The 20,111-nt window shown below is 50.1% G+C and carries 22 protein-coding genes and 1 riboswitch; of the genes, 7 read left to right on the top strand and 15 right to left on the bottom strand.

Annotated features, from left to right (window positions below):
• Positions 1 to 154: 154 nt before the first annotated feature.
• The 3 genes from OMP95_RS05425 to OMP95_RS05415 form a co-directional block, all read right to left on the bottom strand.
• Positions 155 to 1,585, bottom strand: coding sequence for an RtcB family protein (locus OMP95_RS05425; RefSeq protein ID WP_266326745.1), 1,431 nt, complete (start codon positions 1,583 to 1,585; stop codon positions 155 to 157).
• 27 nt (positions 1,586 to 1,612) lie between these two features.
• On the bottom strand, positions 1,613 to 2,050 hold the full coding sequence (locus OMP95_RS05420) for an archease (RefSeq protein ID WP_266326743.1): 438 nt from the start codon (positions 2,048 to 2,050) through the stop codon (positions 1,613 to 1,615).
• A gap of 116 nt (positions 2,051 to 2,166) precedes the next feature.
• Positions 2,167 to 2,733: an HPF/RaiA family ribosome-associated protein gene (locus OMP95_RS05415; RefSeq protein WP_266326741.1), complete on the bottom strand. Its 567-nt coding sequence runs from the start codon at positions 2,731 to 2,733 to the stop codon at positions 2,167 to 2,169.
• A gap of 317 nt (positions 2,734 to 3,050) precedes the next feature.
• On the opposite strand from OMP95_RS05415, the gene OMP95_RS05410 reads away from it, so the two are divergent.
• On the top strand, positions 3,051 to 3,827 hold the full coding sequence (locus OMP95_RS05410) for a DUF2189 domain-containing protein (RefSeq protein WP_266326739.1): 777 nt from the start codon (positions 3,051 to 3,053) through the stop codon (positions 3,825 to 3,827).
• Here the strand turns inward: OMP95_RS05410 and hpnC are convergent.
• From hpnC to OMP95_RS05385, 5 genes are read right to left on the bottom strand one after another with little or no spacing between them, the layout of a single operon-like run.
• Positions 3,824 to 4,726 carry a squalene synthase HpnC gene (hpnC, locus tag OMP95_RS05405; protein WP_266326737.1) on the bottom strand — a complete coding sequence of 301 codons (903 nt, stop codon included), beginning with the start codon at positions 4,724 to 4,726 and terminating at the stop codon, positions 3,824 to 3,826. The two genes, OMP95_RS05410 and hpnC, sit on opposite strands and share 4 nt — an antisense overlap.
• Positions 4,710 to 5,984 (bottom strand): DNA recombination protein RmuC, encoded by a 1,275-nt coding sequence (locus OMP95_RS05400; RefSeq protein ID WP_266326735.1) that lies wholly within the window; start codon positions 5,982 to 5,984, stop codon positions 4,710 to 4,712. Before OMP95_RS05400 ends, hpnC begins: the two co-directional genes overlap by 17 nt.
• On the bottom strand, positions 5,975 to 6,628 hold the full coding sequence (locus OMP95_RS05395; protein WP_266326733.1) for an HAD-IA family hydrolase: 654 nt from the start codon (positions 6,626 to 6,628) through the stop codon (positions 5,975 to 5,977). The genes OMP95_RS05400 and OMP95_RS05395 overlap by 10 nt, the downstream gene beginning before the upstream one ends.
• Before the next feature lie 2 nt (positions 6,629 to 6,630).
• On the bottom strand, positions 6,631 to 7,335 hold the full coding sequence (ubiG, locus tag OMP95_RS05390) for a bifunctional 2-polyprenyl-6-hydroxyphenol methylase/3-demethylubiquinol 3-O-methyltransferase UbiG (RefSeq protein ID WP_266326730.1): 705 nt from the start codon (positions 7,333 to 7,335) through the stop codon (positions 6,631 to 6,633).
• Positions 7,332 to 8,654, bottom strand: a complete 1,323-nt coding sequence (locus OMP95_RS05385; RefSeq protein ID WP_266326728.1) for a TRZ/ATZ family hydrolase — start codon at positions 8,652 to 8,654, stop codon at positions 7,332 to 7,334. Before OMP95_RS05385 ends, ubiG begins: the two co-directional genes overlap by 4 nt.
• A gap of 105 nt (positions 8,655 to 8,759) precedes the next feature.
• On the opposite strand from OMP95_RS05385, the gene mtnA reads away from it, so the two are divergent.
• From mtnA to OMP95_RS05370, 3 genes are all read left to right on the top strand, one after another.
• A complete protein-coding gene (mtnA, locus tag OMP95_RS05380) occupies positions 8,760 to 9,812 on the top strand; it encodes an S-methyl-5-thioribose-1-phosphate isomerase (protein WP_266326725.1) in 1,053 nt (350 codons plus the stop codon).
• A gap of 10 nt (positions 9,813 to 9,822) precedes the next feature.
• Positions 9,823 to 10,497, top strand: a complete 675-nt coding sequence (locus tag OMP95_RS05375; protein WP_266326723.1) for an SDR family oxidoreductase — start codon at positions 9,823 to 9,825, stop codon at positions 10,495 to 10,497.
• Between the two features lie 164 nt (positions 10,498 to 10,661).
• Positions 10,662 to 11,417: a phosphotransferase gene (locus tag OMP95_RS05370; RefSeq protein WP_266326721.1), complete on the top strand. Its 756-nt coding sequence runs from the start codon at positions 10,662 to 10,664 to the stop codon at positions 11,415 to 11,417.
• 346 nt (positions 11,418 to 11,763) lie between these two features.
• Here the strand turns inward: OMP95_RS05370 and OMP95_RS05365 are convergent, their stop codons facing one another.
• From OMP95_RS05365 to cysB, 7 genes are all read right to left on the bottom strand, one after another.
• Positions 11,764 to 12,282: a protein tyrosine phosphatase family protein gene (locus OMP95_RS05365; protein WP_266326719.1), complete on the bottom strand. Its 519-nt coding sequence runs from the start codon at positions 12,280 to 12,282 to the stop codon at positions 11,764 to 11,766.
• A 29-nt stretch (positions 12,283 to 12,311) separates the two neighbouring features.
• The gene (gene pnuC / locus OMP95_RS05360; RefSeq protein WP_266326717.1) at positions 12,312 to 12,938 is read right to left on the bottom strand and encodes a nicotinamide riboside transporter PnuC; all 627 of its coding nucleotides are present in this window, start codon (positions 12,936 to 12,938) and stop codon (positions 12,312 to 12,314) included.
• A gap of 519 nt (positions 12,939 to 13,457) precedes the next feature.
• Positions 13,458 to 13,715 (bottom strand): YkoF family thiamine/hydroxymethylpyrimidine-binding protein, encoded by a 258-nt coding sequence (locus OMP95_RS05355; RefSeq protein WP_266326715.1) that lies wholly within the window; start codon positions 13,713 to 13,715, stop codon positions 13,458 to 13,460.
• 145 nt (positions 13,716 to 13,860) lie between these two features.
• Positions 13,861 to 15,951 carry a TonB-dependent receptor gene (locus OMP95_RS05350; RefSeq protein ID WP_266326713.1) on the bottom strand — a complete coding sequence of 697 codons (2,091 nt, stop codon included), beginning with the start codon at positions 15,949 to 15,951 and terminating at the stop codon, positions 13,861 to 13,863.
• 58 nt (positions 15,952 to 16,009) lie between these two features.
• Positions 16,010 to 16,101, bottom strand: a riboswitch (TPP riboswitch).
• 144 nt (positions 16,102 to 16,245) lie between these two features.
• A complete protein-coding gene (locus OMP95_RS05345) occupies positions 16,246 to 16,581 on the bottom strand; it encodes a hypothetical protein (protein ID WP_266326711.1) in 336 nt (111 codons plus the stop codon).
• 94 nt (positions 16,582 to 16,675) lie between these two features.
• Positions 16,676 to 17,248: an SRPBCC family protein gene (locus OMP95_RS05340; RefSeq protein WP_266326709.1), complete on the bottom strand. Its 573-nt coding sequence runs from the start codon at positions 17,246 to 17,248 to the stop codon at positions 16,676 to 16,678.
• 98 nt (positions 17,249 to 17,346) lie between these two features.
• Complete coding sequence (gene cysB, locus OMP95_RS05335) at positions 17,347 to 18,267, bottom strand: HTH-type transcriptional regulator CysB (protein ID WP_266326707.1); 921 nt, start codon at positions 18,265 to 18,267, stop codon at positions 17,347 to 17,349.
• 105 nt (positions 18,268 to 18,372) lie between these two features.
• Between cysB and OMP95_RS05330 the strand changes: the two genes are divergently transcribed.
• Genes OMP95_RS05330 through OMP95_RS05320 form a run of 3 tightly spaced genes read left to right on the top strand, consistent with a single transcriptional unit; the run spans position 18,373 to position 20,104 of the window.
• A complete protein-coding gene (locus OMP95_RS05330; protein WP_266326705.1) occupies positions 18,373 to 19,173 on the top strand; it encodes a sulfite exporter TauE/SafE family protein in 801 nt (266 codons plus the stop codon).
• Positions 19,161 to 19,394 carry a sulfurtransferase TusA family protein gene (locus tag OMP95_RS05325; protein ID WP_266326703.1) on the top strand — a complete coding sequence of 78 codons (234 nt, stop codon included), beginning with the start codon at positions 19,161 to 19,163 and terminating at the stop codon, positions 19,392 to 19,394. Before OMP95_RS05330 ends, OMP95_RS05325 begins: the two co-directional genes overlap by 13 nt.
• Positions 19,391 to 20,104 (top strand): phosphoadenylyl-sulfate reductase, encoded by a 714-nt coding sequence (locus OMP95_RS05320; protein WP_266326701.1) that lies wholly within the window; start codon positions 19,391 to 19,393, stop codon positions 20,102 to 20,104. Before OMP95_RS05325 ends, OMP95_RS05320 begins: the two co-directional genes overlap by 4 nt.
• The last annotated feature ends 7 nt before the right edge of the window (positions 20,105 to 20,111 follow it).

Below are 20,111 nucleotides of genomic sequence, written 5' to 3'. Positions count from 1 at the left end.
AGACGTCTGGGTGTTTTTTTATTTGAAGTTCAGCCACAGGGATGTGGCTGATAAAGTAGGTCACCGATTACTGCCTCCTGCGTTATCGGCATACATTACATCCATGTAAATAACTGTCAGGCTTTAAATTTACAACCTGGCCTCTCTAAGATTACTATCCTTTGATACAAACCAATGGAGCCAGTCTGGCAACCTTGTTGGCGAGACCTGCATATTCAGCAGCGTCGACAACCGCTCTGACGTCCTTATAAGCTTCCGGTGCTTCTTCAGCCACACCACGCATACTCGGGCTGCGGATGATAATACCGCGCGAGGCCAACTGGTCTACGATTTCCCGGCCACGCCAGCGCTTGGTTGCCGCATGTCTGCTCATTGCTCTGCCTGCACCATGGCAAGCGGAACAGAATGCCAGTTTTTCATTGCTTTCACTACCTGCAAGGATATAGGAACCGGTTCCCATGGAGCCGCCGATCAATACGGGTTGGCCTGCATTTCGAAATGCGGCAGGAATATCCATATGTCCAGGGCCGAAAGCTCGGGTCGCGCCTTTTCGATGAACGTACAGGTTGCGTTTGTCGCCATTAATCGGATGCTGCTCAACCTTACAAGTGTTATGCGATACATCGTATAACAGCGTGAGTCTGGCCTCCGGCAGAATATGCGAGAAAATCTGACGGGTCAGATGAGTCAAGATCTGACGGTTGGCTAATGCACAGTTGATAGCGGCACGCATGGCGCCTAGGTATCGCTGACCGGTCGTGGAGTTGATTGGGGTACAAGCCAGTTCACGGTCAGGTAACTGGATACCGTATTGCGGAGCTGTAGTTACCATTTCTTTAAGAAATTCCGTACCGATCTGGTGGCCCAGCCCTCTTGAACCGCAGTGAATGCTAATGACGATATCTCCCTGCCGGATGCCAAAGCAGTCTGCGATGACTTGGTCAAAAACTTCGGCGACATGTTGTACTTCCAGATAGTGATTACCCGAACCTAATGTGCCCATTTCATCTTGTTGTCTTTTGCGGGCTTTGTCTGACACGGCTTCTGGCCTGGCTCCAGCCATACAACCATTTTCCTCGATGCGTTCCAGATCTTCCTGCCAGCCATGGCCTTCTTCCACGGCCCACTTTGCGCCGCCGATCAACATTTTATTTATTTCGTTTGGCTTGAGATGGAGGCGGCCAGTACTGCCGACGCCGGCAGGAATGTGTTGATAAAGACGATCGGCCAATGGTGTTTTGACTCGTTCAATATCATTTAGCGTCAATCCTGTATGTAAAGTACGCACTCCGCAAGAGATATCAAAACCAACGCCACCGGCAGAAACTACACCACCTTCATCAGCGTCAAACGCAGCAACCCCGCCGATGGGAAAACCATAGCCCCAATGTGCGTCGGGCATGGTATAAGCGGCTTTGACAATACCGGGCAGGCAGGCCACATTAACAGCTTGTTCAAATACCTTGGCATCCATCTCCTGTATCAGGGCTTCGTCGGCATAAATGATGGCTGGAACCCGCATCTTGCCATGAAGCGGGATTTCCCACTCATAATCTGTACGTTTGATAAGGTTAGAGATGTCCATATGCTGTAATCTCCTTTTTGTGTTGCTTCACACATCAACCACGCACTGGGCAACCCAATTATTATCAGCAAGCTGGTATAGGGCCAGTTCTGTATACGTGGCACCTTTTACTTCAACGGCAGGGTGATGTCTGCTCACCTCTAGCGTTTCGCCATAAGCCCTGGCATGAAGCTGTCCGTCTTTTAGCACGACGTCAAAGCGACTGAACAGCATTCTACGGGTGGCCATTTCATAGATGAGGGTATTGAGCCACTCCACCAGTAACAGTTCTTCATCCGGTGTCTCACAATCAATTTCAACCACATTTTGGGGCAAAACCGAATCAAGATCAGTAATCACGGCTGTCATTGCCATAGCCACCTGGGCAAAGGCTTCCGCCTTATTGGCTGCGACGCCACGGACACCAATATCAGCCTCATGCCGGAAGTGCTCCCAATAGGGTATGGTCAGCTTATGAATTGCCATTGAAATCAGTTTTTACGCAGCTCGTTTTTAATGCTGAACGATCCTGTTCGACGATCACTGTTTCAAGCAAAGGTTTCGCCAACATTCATAAACCTCATCTTTTTGAGGGGGAAAGTCTATTCAACAATGTGGTGCTTGCCAATGAGTCGAACAGAACTGGCCTGAGGCCCGGCCTCACCCATTTCATCGGCAAATCGGACCTCCATTCCAGTTTCAAGCCCATCAAAGTCCGCACCAACAACACTATTGCGATGAAAATAAATATCGCGGCCGTCAGCGCAGGTAATACGGCCATAATCTTCCTTCGGGAAAAGCACGCTGATTTTTCCATGTGGCGGTGCTTCGTGCATTTTTACCTCGCGACGCTGTATTCTTGAATGGGCCTCGAGTTGCCGCTTCATCGCATCGAAGGCATCACGCACGGCAACATAGGGATTTTCATGCGCATGATTCAAATCCGGTCCCCGACTGACAACCAACTCTTTACGCGGTACTCTTAGATCTATGCGGACCTGAAACAGGTTTCCTTGATGATGATGCTTATGGCTCATTTCAACTACCACATTGCAACTCATGATCTGATTGTAGAATTGCTCCAGTTCTTCCATCCTTTCACGTATTTTGGTTTCAAGCGCTTCGGACGGTTCCATCTGACGAAATGTGATTTGTAAAGGTAACTGCATAGCAATATCCTCCAGAATTTTTATGTCAGAACATGCCTGCTTACTAGATTAGAGTCATCAGAAAATGGCGTACTTAATACTCTAATAAGTTAATAATGCGCTTATCTGCTTTAAATGCAATATGCTCGGAATATCCAGGTAAAGATTGCGTTTGATCTTAGCCGGGCGAACGAGTAATTTAAGATCATAGGCACTTATTTAGATGCGTTGATAGGACAAATCATAAAAATAAGAACCGGCACTGATTGCGGGGCAGTGTATGAGAAACCGACGCAGGGCAAAAGCGTGCCGATTGGTTGTTAACCAGGGAGATGTCGATGAGTGCAAAAAGTGATGTTAGTAATGAGGTCCATACCCAGTTCATGATACGCAGTGTGGCGTTATCGCAGCCATTGTCCTGGATCCGCAAAGGCTGGCAGGATTTGTTGTATCACCCTGGAGCCAGCATCGCGTATGGATTGATCGTGACAGGACTGGCGCTGGTTGTATTGTTAATTGCAAGTACTCATATCTATCTGATGGCGGCCGCAATTTCGGGATCTTTGTTGGTGGGACCGATAATGGCATCAGGGTTATGTGAGTTGTCGCGCCGACGGGAGCGTGGGGAATCGGCAAATTTTGATAATTCACTCGAAGCGTTGAGTCGTAACAAAACGGCACTGGTGAGGTTTGCTGCTACTTTGTTGGGGTTTAGCGTCGTTTGGTTTCTTGTCTCAGGTTTAGTGCTATTTGCCACAGTCGGCAATATTGCCCCTGCACTTGATAAAACCGTATGGGGTGGTTTTCTTGAAATTGTGACGCCGCTGCAGATGCTGCTCTATATGGTAGTGGGTGGCATATTGGCCTGTATCGTTTTTGTCCTGTCTGTAGTTTCTATTCCAGCCATTATCGATAGTCAGGTCACGGCGCTGGACTCAATGTTTCTCAGCATTCGTGTGGCCGCTGCCAATGTACTGACGGTACTGATTTGGGCAGGGTTTATCGTTGTGTTGATTGCCATTGGCTTTGCCACTTTTCTGCTGGGTATGATTGTGATCTACCCGTTACTGGGGCACGCTACCTGGTACGCTTATCGGGATCTTGTGCAGAACTAAGCCGCGACTAATTTTCCGGCTTCTTTCTGATACAAACTTTTACAGCCACTGACCAGCATAATCTTTAATAACTGGCCTTTTTTTAATCTTGGCCGGGTTAATAAGTGTTTATCCTGCTGTTGGTTTAGAAGCTTCAAGGTGGTAATGCCGCCCAGTGTCATGGCCCGGATCTCCCAGCCCAATCGTCCCGGAATGGTGGCACCAAGCGGATAACCTGCGGCCATCAAATCCTGAGCACGTTGATACAGACTGTGAATCAGCGATGCGATCTTGCCGGTGTCGGGCCGTACCAAATCGGCTTCTTTAAGACCGGCTGCTGTCAGCTCATCCTGGGGAATATAGATACGATCCTGTTCGGTATAGTCCTGCACGATGTCCTGATAGAAGTTAATCAGTTGCAGGGCGCTGCAGATGGCATCGGACTGTTTTAATTGCAGTTCAGAGGGATTGCCATCCAGATAAAGCAGAAGCCGGCCGACCGGATTGGCCGAAAAGCGGCAGTAATCCAACACCTCAGCAAAATTGGCATAACGGGATTTGACAACATCCTGTTTAAAAGCGCTAAGCAAATCTTCAAACAGACTGATAGGTAGTTGGTGTTTGTCGATCACATCTTTTAATGCAATAAAGATGGGGTCATCGCCGTGGTAGTCACCCTGTTCAATTTGTCTGAGTGCCTGGCTGAAGCCATCAAGCTGTTGCAACCGAACGGCTTCCGGTTCACTGCCTTCATCGGCAAAATCATCGGCCGTACGGGCGAAAGCATAAATAACGCTGATAGGCCGGCGCAGATTTTTGGGAAGCAACAGAGAGGCGACCGGAAAGTTTTCGTAATGGTTTTTGGCGAGCTGCTGACAGAAATTGTAAGCGTTACCGAGTTGTTTATCCGTTGTTGTCACTTTGGTCCTGAACCTCGCGCACCTGTTTTTCTATGGGTTGCAGTTCACTCATTTCTTTCTTGGCACGAATGCCCATTTCCACAAACTTACGGCCGCTTGGCATCACCTGGCGTTCCAGCGACCCGACCGATTTGTTGTAGTGATCGACACTGCTGTTAAGACTTTTGCCCAGTTTATCCAGATGACCGCTGAAGGTGGCGAGCCGGTTGTACAAAGTTTCACCTAAATCGCGGATTTCCATTGCGTTTTCGGCCAATGCCTGCTGTTTCCAGCCATAAGAGACTGCGCGGAGCAGGGCGATAAAATTGGTCGGGGTGGCCAGAATAATGTTCTGGCTCATACTGTCTTCCAGCAGGTTGGGGTCAACTTCCAGTGCCGCTGACAGGAATTGTTCACCGGGAATAAACAAGACGACGAATTCGGGCGACTGGGTATATTCGGCCCAGTAGTTTTTATTGGAGAGTTCACGCGCGCGGCCACGAATGATTTGTGCATGGCGTTTCATTTCTCGCTGACGAGTGGCATCATCTTTGGCCTGGATGGCTGACAGATAGGCATCCAAAGGCGTTTTGGCATCAACGATGATCTCGCGGTTTTCCGGCAGGCGCACAATCATATCAGGACGGATTGAGCCGGTTTCAGTTTGAGTGTGGGTTTGCTCAAAAAAGTCGCAGTGAGCGACCATGCCGCTGAGTTCAGCCAGACGGCGCAGGGTCATTTCACCCCATTGTCCCCGTACTTCGGGACGGCGCAGGGCCTGCACCAGATTCTGGGTTTCCAGTTGCAGCTGCTGTTGGCTTTTGGTCATCTGATCGATGGTGCTACGCAAGCTGCCGTAGCTTTCTTTGCGTTCTTTTTCGATGTCGTGGATCTGTTTGCTGGTTTGTTGCAGTGCTTCGTTAATCGGTTTGACCAGTTGTTCAATGGCTTTTTCACGACTGCCCAGATCTGCTTTAGCCTCACTCTGGAAACGTTTGAGGTTTTCTTCTGCCAGTTTAAGAAAACTGTTGTTATTACGAGCCAGAGCCTCATTGGAAAGCTGGTTGAACGTGTTAGCCAGCTGCTCACGGGTTTGCTTGAGCATATCGTCAAGCTGACCACGATTCTTTTGTTCCAGCTGCAAAGTCAGGCTGAGTTCGTTATTGGTTTTTTCCAGCTCACGGACTTTTTTTTCACGCAGCAGGTAAGTAGCGGCTGCGCCTGCTAATGCCGCGGCAAGCAATAGCAGAATTAACAGGCCGAAAGATTCTATAACCATTGGGCAAGCTCGCGGGGATGATTAATGATGGCATCTGCCTGCCAGCTTTCCGGGTTATCCTCATTACTGAGATAACCATACCGAGCGATGATAGTATGCATATGGGCATTTCTGCCCGCTTCAATATCGCGTTGGGCATCACCGATATACAAACACTGGCTGGGATCGGCATCGGTCAGCATACAGGCATGTAGTAACGGCTCCGGATCCGGTTTGCTTTTTGGGGTGGTATCGCCGCTGACAATACAGGCTGCCCGTTGATGGAGCTTGAGATCCTGCATTAACGGCTCGGTCAGAAACGCCGGTTTGTTAGTAATCACTCCCCAGCGCGTACCTTGATTGTCGAGGGATTGGATAATAGTGTCCATGCCCTCAAATAAAGCAGACTGCCGCGACAGGTTATCCTGATAAATACTGATAAAACGTTGCTGTAAAGGTTTGAAACTATCCATTTGCGGGGTAATGCCAAAGCCGAGACCGAGCAGACCGGCACTACCATGACTGGCAACGGGACGGATTTGCTCATAAGGCAATTGTGCTTTGCCTTCTTCTGCTAATACTTTGTTAAGCGCATAGGCCAGATCCGGAGCGGTATCGACTAATGTGCCATCCAGATCAAAAAATACCACTTCAAATTGCGCCATATTTATACCCGGCGGCAGTGAACCAGATAGTTCACTTTGACGTCTTTGCCCAGACTGTAGGTACGGGTCAGCGGGTTGTAACTGAGCCCCCTGATATTTTCCACTTTCAAACCGGCCTGACGGCACCAACCTGCTAATTCGGAAGGACGGATAAAACGTTTGTAGTCATGCGTGCCCTTGGGCAGCATGTTCAACACATATTCGGCCCCGAGCACAGCCAGCAGATAAGCTTTGGGGTGACGGTTGAGTGTGGACAGGAATACATCACCGCCCGGTTTGACCAATTCGGCGCAGGCTTTGACGATGGCAACCGGATCGGGCACATGTTCCAGCATTTCCATGCAGGTTACGGCATCGAATTGCTCAGGGTGCTTGGCCGCCATCGCTTCCGCGGTACTTTGCTGGTAGTGGATCTCCAGACCGGCTTCCATGGCATGCAGCTTGGCGATGTCGAGCGGCATGTCGCCCATATCGACGCCTGTTACCCGAGCGCCACTTTCGGCGAGTGCTTCAGATAAAATACCGCCACCGCAGCCTATATCAATAACGTCAGCGTCCTTAAGCTGGCAGCGTTCGGCAATATAGCCCAGCCGTAGCGGGTTGATATCATGCAGCGGCTTGGACTGACCTTCCAGATCCCACCAACTAGAGGCTAATGCTTCAAATTTGGCGACCTCAGCCGGGTCGACATTGCTGTGTTCGGTCATGTGTGAAATGGTCCTATTTTTGCAGCCCATTGCTGCGTGTCAGCAATGATTTTCTGCTCATCCAGAGTGGTGAGTTGACGATTTTTCAGCAGTTGTTTACCCGCCACCCAGACATCGCTTACTTTATCACGACTGGCGGCATAAACCAGTTGTGATACCACATCAAAGCAGGGTTGAGTTTCCAGACTCGACATATCAATAGCAACCAGATCAGCGGCTTTGCCTGCTTCAATCGAGCCGGTGTGCTGATCGATGCCCAGAGACTTTGCGGCATTGATAGTCGCCATTGCCAGCGCGGTATGGGCGGGAATGGCACTGGGATCCTGTCCGACTGCTTTAGCCAGCAAAGCTGTCTGGCGCATTTCGGCAAACATATCCAGATCATTATTGGAGGCTGCGCCATCAGTGCCGATAGTGATATTGACGCCGCGTTTGTCCAGTTCGGCGACCGGACAAAAGCCACTGGCGAGTTTCAGGTTGGACTCGGGACAATGTGCGATGTGAACACCTGCTTCGGTGCACCAGTCCATTTCCTCTGCATTTAATTGCGTCATATGCGCTGCAATCAGGCGCGGTGACAATAAGCCGATTTGTTTCAGCCGCTGCAGTGGCCGCATGCCGAATTCTTCAATACTTTGTGAGACTTCACCGGCGGTTTCGTGGATATGCATATGTATCGGCAAATCCATTTCTTCGGCATTGACGATAATGGATTCCAGCGTTTTGTCGGCCACCGTGTAGGGCGCATGCGGCGCATAACTGGTACTGATAAGCGGGTGATGGCGATAATGATCGTGAAGCTGCTGGCCTTTGTGCAGATATTCATCGACATTGGCGGCCCAGTTGGAGGGGAATTCAATTACCACCATGCCCAGGCTGGCACGGATACCGCTGCGATCAACCACGCGGGCGGTCGCTTCCGGAAAAAAGTACATATCACTAAAGCAGGTGGTGCCGCTGCGAATCATTTCTGCAATCGCCAGTGCGCTGCCTGCTTCGACAAAACTGTCACTGACAAATTGTTTTTCGGCGGGCCAGATATGATCATTAAGCCAGCTCATCAAAGGCAGATCGTCAGCCAGGCCCCGGAATAAAGACATAGCCGTGTGCGTATGATTGTTAATCAGTCCCGGTATCAGACAGTGCTGATTCAGATCGTGAACGGTATGGGCGGTGTATTGTTGTTTTGCATCATCCTGGGGTAGAAGCGTTACAATACGACTATCCTTGATAACAACAGCATGGTTTTCCAGAACTGGCTGCAACGTGGTGACAGGCACCAGCCAGCGCGCATTTATAATCAGATCGACAGTTTGCATGCAGCTGATTATACCGTTGGCAACACGGAAAAACCTACTCTGTAGACATGATCAATCTGTTGTATGTGATGGTTTTTCTCAGTTTCATTCTCACAGGAGCATCCTTTGGCAAGCGTACAAGAGGCAATTGAACCGATTATCTGGCGTGATAATCGCTTGCATTTGCTGGATCAAAGGCAGTTACCGCATATGCAGGTGTGGCTGGATTATGACCATCCCACTGAAGTCGCGGAAGCGATTCAGCTGATGGTGGTGCGTGGTGCACCGGCCATCGGTGTTACTGCGGCTTATGGTGTGGTGCTGGCTGGTCGTCAGGCCTGGAGTGTGGCTGGCGTGACCTGGAAACAGGCGATGACAGCGCCTTTGGCAAAACTGGAAAATGCGCGGCCCACCGCGGTCAATCTGTTCTGGGCGATTGAACATATGCGCGATGTGTACAGAGATTTGCCCGACGATCAATCACCCGAACCGGTCTTGCTGGAAGAAGCCATTAAGCTGCACCAGCAGGATATCGCAGCCAATCAGGCCATGGGGCGGCTGGGTGCAGAGCTTTTGAATAAAGACAGCGTTGTTTTGACTCACTGTAATGCCGGCGCATTGGCGACAGCGGGATTCGGCACCGCGCTGGGTGTGATAAGACAGGCCTATCTTGACGGCAAAATTGACCATGTTTATGTGAATGAAACCCGCCCCTGGCTGCAGGGCAGCCGTCTTACCGCCTGGGAGTTAATGCAGGAAGGTATTCCGATGATCTTGCAGGCTGATTCTGCCGCCGCGGCATTGATGGCTTCCGGCAAACTGGACTGGGTCATCGTCGGTGCCGACCGGATCGCAGCCAATGGCGATGTTGCAAACAAAATCGGTACTTATGCTTTGGCGGTGCTGGCGAAATATCACGGCGTTAAAATGATGGTGGCTGCGCCGACTACCACCATTGATTGGGACTTTCCTGATGGCAGTGCAATACCGATTGAACAACGCGACGCAAAAGAGGTGACCCATGTCAATGAAGAGCCGGTTGCACCTAATGACGTGAATGTGTCCAATCCTGCATTCGATGTGACCCCGGCGGAACTCATCGATGCGATTGTGACTGAGGCAGGCGTTATCCTGTCGCCAACTACATCAAAAATGCTGAGATTGAAACCATCAGTTTAGGGAGAAATTTATGACTCAAACAGCTTTAGTAACCGGCAGCAGCCGGGGGATTGGCCTGGAACTCTGCCGCCAGTTGTCAGCAAAAGGCATACATGTGATTGCAACCTGTCGCCGCGCCTCATCCGATTTGAAAGATCTGAATGTGGAAATCATTGAAGACGTAGAAGTCAGCAAACCGAAAAGTCTGGCGGTGCTGGCCGACAAACTGAACGGCAGACAAATAGACTGGCTGATCAATAACGCCGGTATCGCTGGCGGCATAGGTCTTGGCGATATTGATGATGCCGCGGTTACCGAGTTTAAACGTCTGTATGAAGTCAACAGCCTCGGCCCTTTGCTGACGACGCAAGCTTTGTTGCCTAATCTGCACGATGGCAGCAAGGTCGGCATTATTACCAGCCGTATGGGTTCTATTGAAGATAACGACTCGGGCGGCAGTTATGCTTATCGGATGTCAAAAGCTGCTGTGAATGCAGCCGGTAAATCGCTGTCCATCGATTTGAAACCACGCGGCATTGCTGTCGCCATTTTGCATCCCGGCTGGGTGCGTACCGATATGACCGGTCATGGTGGCCTGATCGACCCGGACGAATCGGCAGCCGGTCTGATTGCCCGGATGGAAGAACTCAACCTCGATAATACCGGTTCATTCTGGCATAGCAACGGTGAATTATTACCTTGGTAAAACCCATATCAAAAAAGAGTGGTAGCAAGGAATCAACAAACCCATTTAAGCAACTCTCCTCAACACAGCCGCTGCCTGAGCTGTATCATGCCGAGCCGCTGCCGGCCATGTATGAAGACAGCACTCATCAGCTCTGGCACTGTGAAACAGAGATCGGAGAGTTGATGCTGAAGATTTGCCTACAGGAAAATGTGGATGAATCGCCGATTTGGCTGGTGTTAAATCAGTTGTTTGATGTTTATCTGCCTGACGATTTGGGACGTTTCGCTTCGATTCGAAACGAACTCGACAGGCATATCGACTTCGAATTGCCCGAAGTCGTGGCCTGCTCGGCCAGCACCGAAACCAGCCCGGCCTTTATCCTCAGCCGCTATCTTCACGGAGAGATGCTCGATGAGGCGCACGTCTCGGACAAGATAATCGAACAACTAGCCCGTCATGTCGGCAAACTGCATCAGCAGGACTTCAATCACTGGGGCAAAGTAAGACGTGCGGCTTTTCACGCCGACCTATGGCCGGAAAAACTGCTAAAAACCCTGGTCAATCTCGCTCACCGCCAAGGCATTGGCGAACCGTGGCTGGGACTGGCTATCGCCCAAATCGAACAAGTCCAGCCGCAAACCTTCTCCCTGATCATGCCCGACCTGCGTTGGGACCAGTTTCTGCACCGGCAGGGCAAAATCACCGCGCTGGTGGATCTGGATGCTTTTGTCATCGGCCCGCGTGAAATGGAATTGGTATTGTTGGAATACCTGCTCGATGAACAGCAGGCGCAACTTTTTAGTGATATTTACCAACGTTATCTGGATTTACCTGACCTATCCAACCAACGCCTTAGTTACCGTTTACTGCTGTTTATGATGAACGTGCTGGGCGAGATCGGTATTGATAAATGGATGCAGGCGCCGGTTAAGTTTTAACTCAAGAATCTCAGCATGAACAGTTCATGCTGAGATTCTATGGTTCATATCATTTCAATTTCTTCAGGCTTAAGACAAAACCACTGGCCTTCATCACAATAACCAAACCAGACGTACCTACCCGTAACGGTCAATTTCTGTCACTTTCATAACCGTATCTTCACACTTTTTTAACTGGGTAACTTCATCATTTGGAAGGTCATGAGTGAGCCAATCCGGGATAACGAATATTCTTGCTTTTTGACCGACTATGATGGGGTTGCCTTTAGCGTCTTATTTTTCGGTTTCCATTATTCAGTCCTTTCCCCTTTAAGTCAGCCGTTACTTCCAATAAAAATGTTGGGATTCATTCTTTATTCCAACCTGTGGGTGATAAAAAATCTTTCCATACGCCATAAGGCTGCCAGATTTTATGTAGATCTTTACTAGGCTTGGTTTCATCTTCACCCAGCACATCATGACGGTATTTATAGATGAATGCTGATACACGCATATTGGCCGCGCAGTGTATCCAGATCTTGCGGTTAGATAATTGCTGCATATTTGTGGCAAAGGTGTTGAAGTCTTCCTGTGTCGGGTTCTTGAAATCGACCGGAATATGGATGTAGTCGAGCCCCATTTTCGCTACCACGGCATCTTCGTTTGCAATGGCATTGTTGGCTTGACTGGGTGCCAGGTTGATCACGACTTGGTAGCCGGCTTGTTTAATCAAAGCGAATTGCTCTGCAGTGGGCTGGCCTGATGTCGCCAGTGTATCGGTGATCGGCAGATAGTTGTAGATATCCGAAAGCGACTGACTCTTTTTCGGCAGGTTTAGCTTGCTTTTGAAATAACCCCAGACGGTTTTCAAAGTGTTGGCGTGCATCCGTGAGTGCCCACTTCTGGTTTAAAAGCTTATCGTAGCTGATAATTCGGCTGTTGGCGATACAGTCTGATCCAGTTGATAAAGCCGGCTGTGGCCAGCACGGTATAAAGCGAGAACAGCATCACGGTGGCATAAAAACCGGTTTGCAGATAAAGCACTATCGCGGCCGCATCGATAATGATCCAATACAGCCAGTTTTGCAGGACTTTGCGTGCCATCATCCAGGTGTTGAGCACCGAAAATACCGTGACGCCGGCATCGAGGTAGGGTCGTTGTGAGGCATGAATATGTTGCAGGTAATAACCGACCAGGAGGGTCAGCACTGTGCCGATGACAAGAAAAATAAGATGGTATCGCAGCGGCCAGCTATGGATAGGCAAGTCATCTTCGGCATGTTTATGATGTCGCCACAGCATAAAGCCGTAAATCGCCATGCCCATATAGTAGAAGTTAAGCAGCGCTTGCATCGGCAACTGGCCTTCCCAAAACAAGACGGTGTAGATGAGCGTGCTGATAAATGCCAGCGGCCAGCACCATTGTGATTCGCGGGCGGCGAACAATATATAGCCAATGCCCAGGATAGCGGCGGTAACTTCCCAGCCAGACAGGGATTGCAGGCCGTCGAGCATGGCTTGAATTTGTGGTTTATCGGTCATTCAATATCCTGTGAAGAAGCTTATGTTCGGAACATAGTCTAAACCGTTCGCCCTGAGCGCGACGCTGAGCTTGGCGAAGAGGAGTAGTCGAAGGGCATTTAACCTGATCTGCGCATTAAGGAAAGAAGGAGAAACGACACGCCACTTTTTATGTACAACAAAAGATGCCTCCGCTGCGGTTATGTCCAAGGATGGACGGTATGCCACCAATGCAGGAGCAATTGGTGGTTATGTCCAAGGATGGACGGTATGCCACCAATGCAGGAGCAATTGGTGGTCGGCAGGACAACGTTTCTGATTTACGGTGAGTCCTTTGCTTGGAGCATTATTTCTTATACGCAGCTCAGGTTACTTAATTTATTTGCTTATACTTCGACAAGCTCAGTATGAACGGATAATTTGTTGTGTTTCAGTATGAACGGATAATTTGTTGGGTTGAGGAACGAACCCCAACAGATATCTTTAATATTGGGATTCACTCTGCCCATTGCCAACCCGCTATGGCGCAGAGTAAGGGGATCACTCTTCAACTTCGTAGCGGTCGGTGCCGATCATTTTGAACACAAAAGCGCTATGCGGCAGTTCTTTGAACACCAATTCAACTTCGCTGTCTATGGCATCCATCACATCGCGGTATTCACCGAAAATCTGGGTACTGAGGTTATTACGCAATACTTGTAGTTTCGGGTTGTTTTCCAGCTTGTCGATAAACGCCAGAATCAGCTCGGCATAGTTTTCGGTCAACGGATATAAGCTGATATCAACGGAAATACGCATGATGACTTCTCCTTTTCTGAGGCCGTTTGAGCGGGTTCATCTTTCCGGACTGGCTCCTATGCTCTGCGGGAGCCAGCGTAAGTTTGAGTTGCGCCCTTCGACTCTTCGTCAGGCTCAGAGCTCAGGGCGAACGGTGCCCAATCTCCTAATAATCGTAACTAACAGTCAAACCGATTACACGCGGATCGCCGAATTGCACATAGGTACGCTCGGCATAACCCAAAGACGGGTCATTGCCGAAAAAGAAACCGCGTGTGTAATAGTTCTTGTCAAACAGATTGCGCCCCCACAGGGTGAATTTCCAGTCTTTTTGACGATATTCCAGGCTGGCGTTATATAACACATAGGAATGCGACTTGGCATTATGGCTGTTGGAGAAATAGAACTCATCCTTGCCTTCCATATTGGCGCGCAAAGTCCAGTTCGGCGCAAAGTAATATTCCGCGCCCAAGTTGAAGTTATAGGCCGGCGCATGGGCTTGGCGGCGGCCGCTTAAGTCCACGCCTTCAGCTTCCAGATCGGGATTGTCGAACTCGTCAAATGTCGCATGCAGCAGTCCGACAGCGGCAAACATGCGCCATTCATTATTGAGCAGCCAGTCCATATCAGCCTCGATACCGATATTTTTGCCTTTGGCGGCATTATCGATGAAGTCGATAAACTGCGGGCCGATATCAATCGAGCTTTTGACCTGGGCATCTTTTCTCAGCGCATAGAAGGCGACGATATTGGTGATGAGGTCGCCGTTCAGCCAGCTGGATTTGAGTCCCGCTTCCAGATTCCACAGATATTCGGTATCAAACTCACGCTGCCCCGGGGCCAGGCGGGCATCGTTGTTAACGCCGCCGGATTTGTAACCGCGCGACAAGGTGGTGAAGGCCAGATGATCGTCCGTGACCTGATAATTTAGGCCGAGTTTACCGCCGAACAGCCATTCGTCAGGATCGACTTTCAGGTTGTTGGAGTCGCGATAGGCAGCATCGAAATATTCCAGCCGTAAGCCGGTGATCAAGGTCAGCTTGTCGGTCAGGTGGGTATCGAGCTGGCCGAAACCGGCTGTATTTTGCGTGTCATAATCGCCCCTGACAAAGGTGGCGCCGAAGATGCCGAAGTCGGAATCCTGCTGAAACTTTTCGCTTTGATCGAGATGATAAAAGCCGACCGTCCAGTCGGTGGAGTTATTGAAGATACGGCCGTTTTCGTTGGACAGGACGCGCAGTTCCAGCGAGTAGTTTTCACGGTTGCGTTTGAACTCTTCAAAACCAATATACGGGAACAAAGCCGGGTCGAACTGACCGGCAAAACCCCAGTCGGCATCATAGCTGTAGACAATATCGGATTTGGCGTAAGTCACGGTCGATTGCAGCTGCACCTTGTCGCTGGCGCGCCAGTCGGCTTTCAGGGCAAAGGCGTTGGTGTGCTGGCTGTCTTCGCCGGGATCGTCGGCCAGGCTGTTGCGGCTGTTGTCCAGGGTGAATGCATCATAGCCGTTATCGATATTAAGATGCAGCAGGTTCAAGTCGACGGTCAGATCATGATTGACCAGCCATTTCAGATGGCCGCGGGCGGTGATTTCATCCCGGTTATGGGTATTATCCCTGCCCAGAAAATCGTTATCCATATAACCATCTGATTGATGAGTATGGACGGCAATACGCCCCAGCAGGCTGTTTTCAATCAAAGGGCCGCCGACGGCGACACCGACAGCGCGGGTGTTGTAAGTTGCCAATGTGGATTCGAAATGCATATCGAACTCTTCGCTGGCCTGTTTGCTGCGCAGGTTGATGGTGCCGGCCAGGCCATTGGTGCCGTAGAGCGTGCCTTGCGGACCGCGCAGCACTTCGACTTGCTCGATGTCAAACAAGGTGGCGGCACCGCCGGTACGGCTGAAATCAATGCCGTCGATGACTAGCCCCACCGATGGGTTCAACGGCGCGGCAAACTGGCTGCGTTCACCGATACCGCGGATCTGGAAATACTGCCCCCGGGAAGCACCGCTGGAAATGTTGACGTTGGGTGCCAGGTTGAGCACATCTTCGACATGCTGGGCACCCCGCGATTCAATGATTTCATCATCAAATGTGGTCAGGCTCACAGGGGTGTCCTGCGCTTCGCCGGGGCGGAAGTCGGCGCTCACTACCATGGCCGGCAGTTCGGCTGGTGTTGTGTCTTCAGCTTGCAATGCCGGAGTGAAAATAGCGGCTGTAATCGCCAATGTAATCGTGGAATATTTCATATTAACCTTCTTTCGGCGGAGGAAAGAAAGGTTAAGCAGCACACAAAAGCCAAAAAACTAAAGGTGTCTCAGCCAGTCCCTACGCCAGTGTTGTCTGGATCAGGTTCATCGGGTGTTATCTCAGGCATTACGCCACCCCGAGGCTTACGAACCTATCTCAAAAGTGCTGCTTGTTTGGCAGCGTTGGTGTTTGAAATGGGTTCTGGTTGAAATAGTGGCCGTTCAGACCAGCCATGAATTCGTAACGAATATGGTACTGCAATCGTTGAACTATATGCCAGCTTCTAAATCGACTCAGGACAAAGGCCGGATACTGGCGTGGCAAGTTGGACAGACGCGCAATTTTTTATTCAGGCGTTGGGTGGCGACACGCTGGTTGTGCTGTTCGTAACACTTGGGGCAGAAATAGCCGGAACTATTTTCAAATTGATAACAGCCCGATTGAGTGTCGAGTTGGGCCACATTCGAAGCCGGGGCCGACTCCGTTCCGGCCTGTGATTGAATTTGTCCCAATTCACTGGCAAGTTGACTGATGATGGTTTGCAGATCGGCATGGTCGCGGATCTGCGGGTGAGTGGAGAGCTGTTGCAGTAAGTCACATGAGTGTGAGATAGCATCGTTAATAGACATAGCTGATTTCTGGTTTGTAAAAAGCGGACATTATATTGCAGTCCGGGTAATAAAAAAGGCGCCCGAAAGCGCCTTTTGATGGGATCGGCCCGGCTTATTTTTCGAGCTGCGATTTCAGGTTTTCCAGACCGGCTTTATAAATGCCGCTGATGGCGGTCTTGGCGGTATTATCATCCAACTCTTTTGGCGGATGATGCTTGCCTTGATAGGCACGGAAGAATTTACCCAGCCAGGTGACTTTGGCGCCGCCGCCTGCCGCTTCAACCGTGATCCAGGCTTTGTATTTGCTGACCGGAACAGCCGGGATGGCATGGCTATCACCGTGATCGTCGGTGACTTCGCCGACTGTGCTCATTTCGGTGATTTGATACATGAAGCTCATTTTATCTTCTTCAAACTTTTTCAGCTCTTCGGTAATGGTTGCGCCGCTTTCCAGCGTCAGTACGCGGGTTGCGCCTTTTTCGTTACCGCCTTGAGCTTCGGTTGCTTTAATGGGCGGCAGCCATTTGTGCAGGCTGTCGAAATCTTTGACAGCGCTCCAGACAGCAGCCGGCTCGGCATTGATGGTAATACTTTCTTCCACTTGCAGTCGCGGAGCACCATGAGAAAACGCCAGACTCGGCAACAGAAACAGGCTCAAGATCAGCCCTTTGATTAAATGCTTCATAGATTATCCTAATATTTCAGTTATTTTGTTGTTATCGCTGGTTTGACAGCGCGGATAAAACTAGCAGCTTTTCTTGCTGCGAACAATGTGAATAAATCCTATAGTTCAATCGCTGCTTTTACGGTTTGTTTGTCCAGATGACCGGCGAAGAACTCGATAAACGCATACATATAACCCCGCAGATAACTGCCTTTGCGAATGCCCATATGCGTCGTGCTCGGTTTGAATAGATGGCTGGCATCAATGGCTTGCAGCGGCGCATCTTTGTCCGGGTCAAACGCCATGCTGGCAATAATGCCGATACCGAGTTCCAGTGCGACATAGGTTTTAATCACATCAGCATCGGTAGCGGTAAACACCACATTGGGATGCAAGCCCCGCTCTGTGAAAGACTGATCCTGCTGAGCGCGGCCGGTGAAGCCCATGACATAAGTCAGAATCGGATATTCGGCAATGGCTTCCAGACTCAGTTTGCCAGCTAAGAGTAAAGGATGTCCCGGCGGCACCACGATACAGCGGTTCCATTGGTAACAGGGCAGAATCGCCAGCGATTCGAACTGCGACAGTCCCTCTGTCGCAATGGCAATATCGACTTTGCTGGTCGCGGCCATTTCAGCCACTTCCGGTGGTGTTCCTTGAACCATGTTCAAATGCACGTTGGGATAATGTTCAGAAAAGGTTTTGATGGCATTGGGTAACGCATAACGAGCCTGGGTGTGCGTGGTGCCGATGGATAAGGTGCCGGTCTGATCACTACGGCTGTCCGCTGCCAGCTGACGGATATTATCCACATCCTGTAAAACCCGCTCGGCCATGGCGATCACGGATTCGCCCACCGGTGTAATCGCTGTCAGGCGTTTGCCGTGACGTTCGAAAATCTGCAGGCCCAGTTCTTCCTCAAGCTGGTGGACCTGATTGCTGACACCCGGCTGCGAGGCATGCAAGGCGTTGGCGGCAGCAGAGATACTTAAGCCACGTCTTGCAATCTCCCGAACATATTTCAGTTGTTGTATTTTCATAGCTATATATCTTTAAGTTATAACGATAGTTAATAATATTCATTGATAGAATATTATGCTTTGGTAAAATTGTCAGCCTTTCGTATATCAGGGTATTCACTCAGCATGGAATGGGGATTTATAGGCGCAGGATTGTTTGTCGGCATTATGGTCGGCATGACCGGAGTGGGCGGCGGGTCTTTGATGACGCCAATCCTGATCTTTGTTTTTTCTATCCAGCCTGCCATTGCCGTTGGTACCGATTTGCTGTTTGCCGCGATTACCAAAACAGGCGGGATCTGGGCTTATTGGCGGCATGGTGTCGTTAAATGGCCTGTGGTGATGCGGTTGGCCGCAGGCAGCCTGCCGGCAACTCTCGCCACGTTGTGGCTTATCAGTGCTACCGGTATGCATGAAGGCCAGCATAATGATCTGATCACCAAGGCGTTGGGTGTTGCCTTGATCCTGACGTCGAGCGCCTTGTTATTGAAAGGCTGGATTGGTCGTCTGATGCGAGCGCAGGAAGGGCATCCGGTAGTGAATGCTTTGTACCGCATGCGCCAGGACGAGCAACATAAAGCGATGATGACGGTGATTACCGGCGCTTGTCTTGGAGTAATGGTGACCTTGTCTTCGGTCGGCGCAGGTGCGCTGGGCGCTGTGGTTTTGCTGTTTTTATATCCGCGGATGAAAGGGGTTGAGATCGTCGCGACGGACATTGCGCACGCAGTTCCGCTGACGGCGATAGCCGGTCTGGGGCATTCGGCTGTGGGCACGGTGGACTGGTCATTGTTATTATATTTATTGATAGGGTCTTTGCCGGGCATCGCTATCGGCAGTTTTCTTGGTGTGAAGATCTCGGATCAGATCATGCGTCCTTTGCTGGCCGTGATTCTGGTGCTGGTAGGAATAAAATGTCTGTTTTAATTAGTCCAATAGATCTGACTTTATATGGTTGCCCGATGCATTACATCAAAGCCAGGGAAGCTATCAGGCAGATTGAGCTTGAAGAGGATATCGAGCTGGTGGTGAATAACGGAGACGCCGTCATCGAAGTACTTAAAAGTCTGCGCCAGGACGGCCAGCAGTGTGAGATCACATCAGAGGATGTGCTGACCACCACAATCAAAGTGAAAAGAAGGTTATGAAAGAACTAAGCGAAAAATTGGGCGAAACATTAGCCGTCAAAATTGACGCCGTGAAATCTGTATTAGCTGAGATTGCAGCTGATTATTCACCTGCGACGCTGGCATCCAGCTTTGGTGCCGAGGATATGGTGCTGATGGATCTTATCTGCAAATTTGCACCGGAAATCGAGATTTTTACGCTGGATACCGGCCGTCTGCCCGAAGAAACCTATGATTTGATGCAGCAGCTTAAAACGCATTATGAAAAAGATATACAGATTTATTTTCCTGATGCAGCTGAAATAGAAGCGTTTGTCACCATCAATGGTCCCAATGCCTTTTACGACAGTGTGGAAATGAGAAAACGCTGCTGTGGCATTCGTAAAGTAGCACCTTTGAACCGGGCTTTGACCGGTAAAAAAGCCTGGCTGACCGGGATGCGTCGTTCACAATCGGTTACCCGTGCTGAGTTGCCGGTTTCCGAGTGGGATGAAGATCACGGCCTGCAGAAATTCAGCCCGTTGAGCGATTGGTCCAATGGCGATGTCTGGGCTTATATTCGCGCATTCGATGTGCCTTATAATAAGTTGCATGATAAAGGTTATGCCAGCATTGGCTGTGCGCCTTGTACCCGCGCTATCACCAAGGGTGAGGATATCCGTGCCGGTCGCTGGTGGTGGGAAGACCCCGAAAACAAAGAATGTGGCTTACATGTCAAATCAGATGACTAGAGAAATA

It is taken from the genome of Methylophaga sp. OBS4, from assembly GCF_026319305.1.
In the GTDB taxonomy this organism is placed as follows: Bacteria; Pseudomonadota; Gammaproteobacteria; order Nitrosococcales; family Methylophagaceae; genus Methylophaga.
Note: the sequence above shows the minus strand (reverse complement) of the source record. Positions and strands in the feature narration are given on the sequence as shown.

What these genes read in the sequence shown, in the direction of transcription:
- cysB (WP_266326707.1), bottom strand. Translation starts at nt 18,267, where the DNA reads ATGAAAATACAACAACTGAAATATGTTCGGGAGATTGCAAGACGTGGC.
- OMP95_RS05395 (WP_266326733.1), bottom strand. Translation starts at nt 6,628, where the DNA reads ATGGCGCAATTTGAAGTGGTATTTTTTGATCTGGATGGCACATTAGTC.
- OMP95_RS05410 (WP_266326739.1), top strand. Translation starts at nt 3,051, where the DNA reads ATGAGTGCAAAAAGTGATGTTAGTAATGAGGTCCATACCCAGTTCATG.
- OMP95_RS05330 (WP_266326705.1), top strand. Translation starts at nt 18,373, where the DNA reads ATGGAATGGGGATTTATAGGCGCAGGATTGTTTGTCGGCATTATGGTC.
- OMP95_RS05345 (WP_266326711.1), bottom strand. Translation starts at nt 16,581, where the DNA reads ATGTCTATTAACGATGCTATCTCACACTCATGTGACTTACTGCAACAG.
- pnuC (WP_266326717.1), bottom strand. Translation starts at nt 12,938, where the DNA reads ATGACCGATAAACCACAAATTCAAGCCATGCTCGACGGCCTGCAATCC.
- OMP95_RS05370 (WP_266326721.1), top strand. Translation starts at nt 10,662, where the DNA reads ATGCTGAAGATTTGCCTACAGGAAAATGTGGATGAATCGCCGATTTGG.
- OMP95_RS05365 (WP_266326719.1), bottom strand. Translation starts at nt 12,282, where the DNA reads ATGCACGCCAACACTTTGAAAACCGTCTGGGGTTATTTCAAAAGCAAG.
- OMP95_RS05350 (WP_266326713.1), bottom strand. Translation starts at nt 15,951, where the DNA reads ATGAAATATTCCACGATTACATTGGCGATTACAGCCGCTATTTTCACT.
- OMP95_RS05320 (WP_266326701.1), top strand. Translation starts at nt 19,391, where the DNA reads ATGAAAGAACTAAGCGAAAAATTGGGCGAAACATTAGCCGTCAAAATT.
- OMP95_RS05425 (WP_266326745.1), bottom strand. Translation starts at nt 1,585, where the DNA reads ATGGACATCTCTAACCTTATCAAACGTACAGATTATGAGTGGGAAATC.
- OMP95_RS05340 (WP_266326709.1), bottom strand. Translation starts at nt 17,248, where the DNA reads ATGAAGCATTTAATCAAAGGGCTGATCTTGAGCCTGTTTCTGTTGCCG.
- OMP95_RS05325 (WP_266326703.1), top strand. Translation starts at nt 19,161, where the DNA reads ATGTCTGTTTTAATTAGTCCAATAGATCTGACTTTATATGGTTGCCCG.
- OMP95_RS05400 (WP_266326735.1), bottom strand. Translation starts at nt 5,984, where the DNA reads ATGGTTATAGAATCTTTCGGCCTGTTAATTCTGCTATTGCTTGCCGCG.
- OMP95_RS05385 (WP_266326728.1), bottom strand. Translation starts at nt 8,654, where the DNA reads ATGCAAACTGTCGATCTGATTATAAATGCGCGCTGGCTGGTGCCTGTC.
- OMP95_RS05415 (WP_266326741.1), bottom strand. Translation starts at nt 2,733, where the DNA reads ATGCAGTTACCTTTACAAATCACATTTCGTCAGATGGAACCGTCCGAA.
- OMP95_RS05420 (WP_266326743.1), bottom strand. Translation starts at nt 2,050, where the DNA reads ATGGCAATTCATAAGCTGACCATACCCTATTGGGAGCACTTCCGGCAT.
- ubiG (WP_266326730.1), bottom strand. Translation starts at nt 7,335, where the DNA reads ATGACCGAACACAGCAATGTCGACCCGGCTGAGGTCGCCAAATTTGAA.
- OMP95_RS05375 (WP_266326723.1), top strand. Translation starts at nt 9,823, where the DNA reads ATGACTCAAACAGCTTTAGTAACCGGCAGCAGCCGGGGGATTGGCCTG.
- OMP95_RS05355 (WP_266326715.1), bottom strand. Translation starts at nt 13,715, where the DNA reads ATGCGTATTTCCGTTGATATCAGCTTATATCCGTTGACCGAAAACTAT.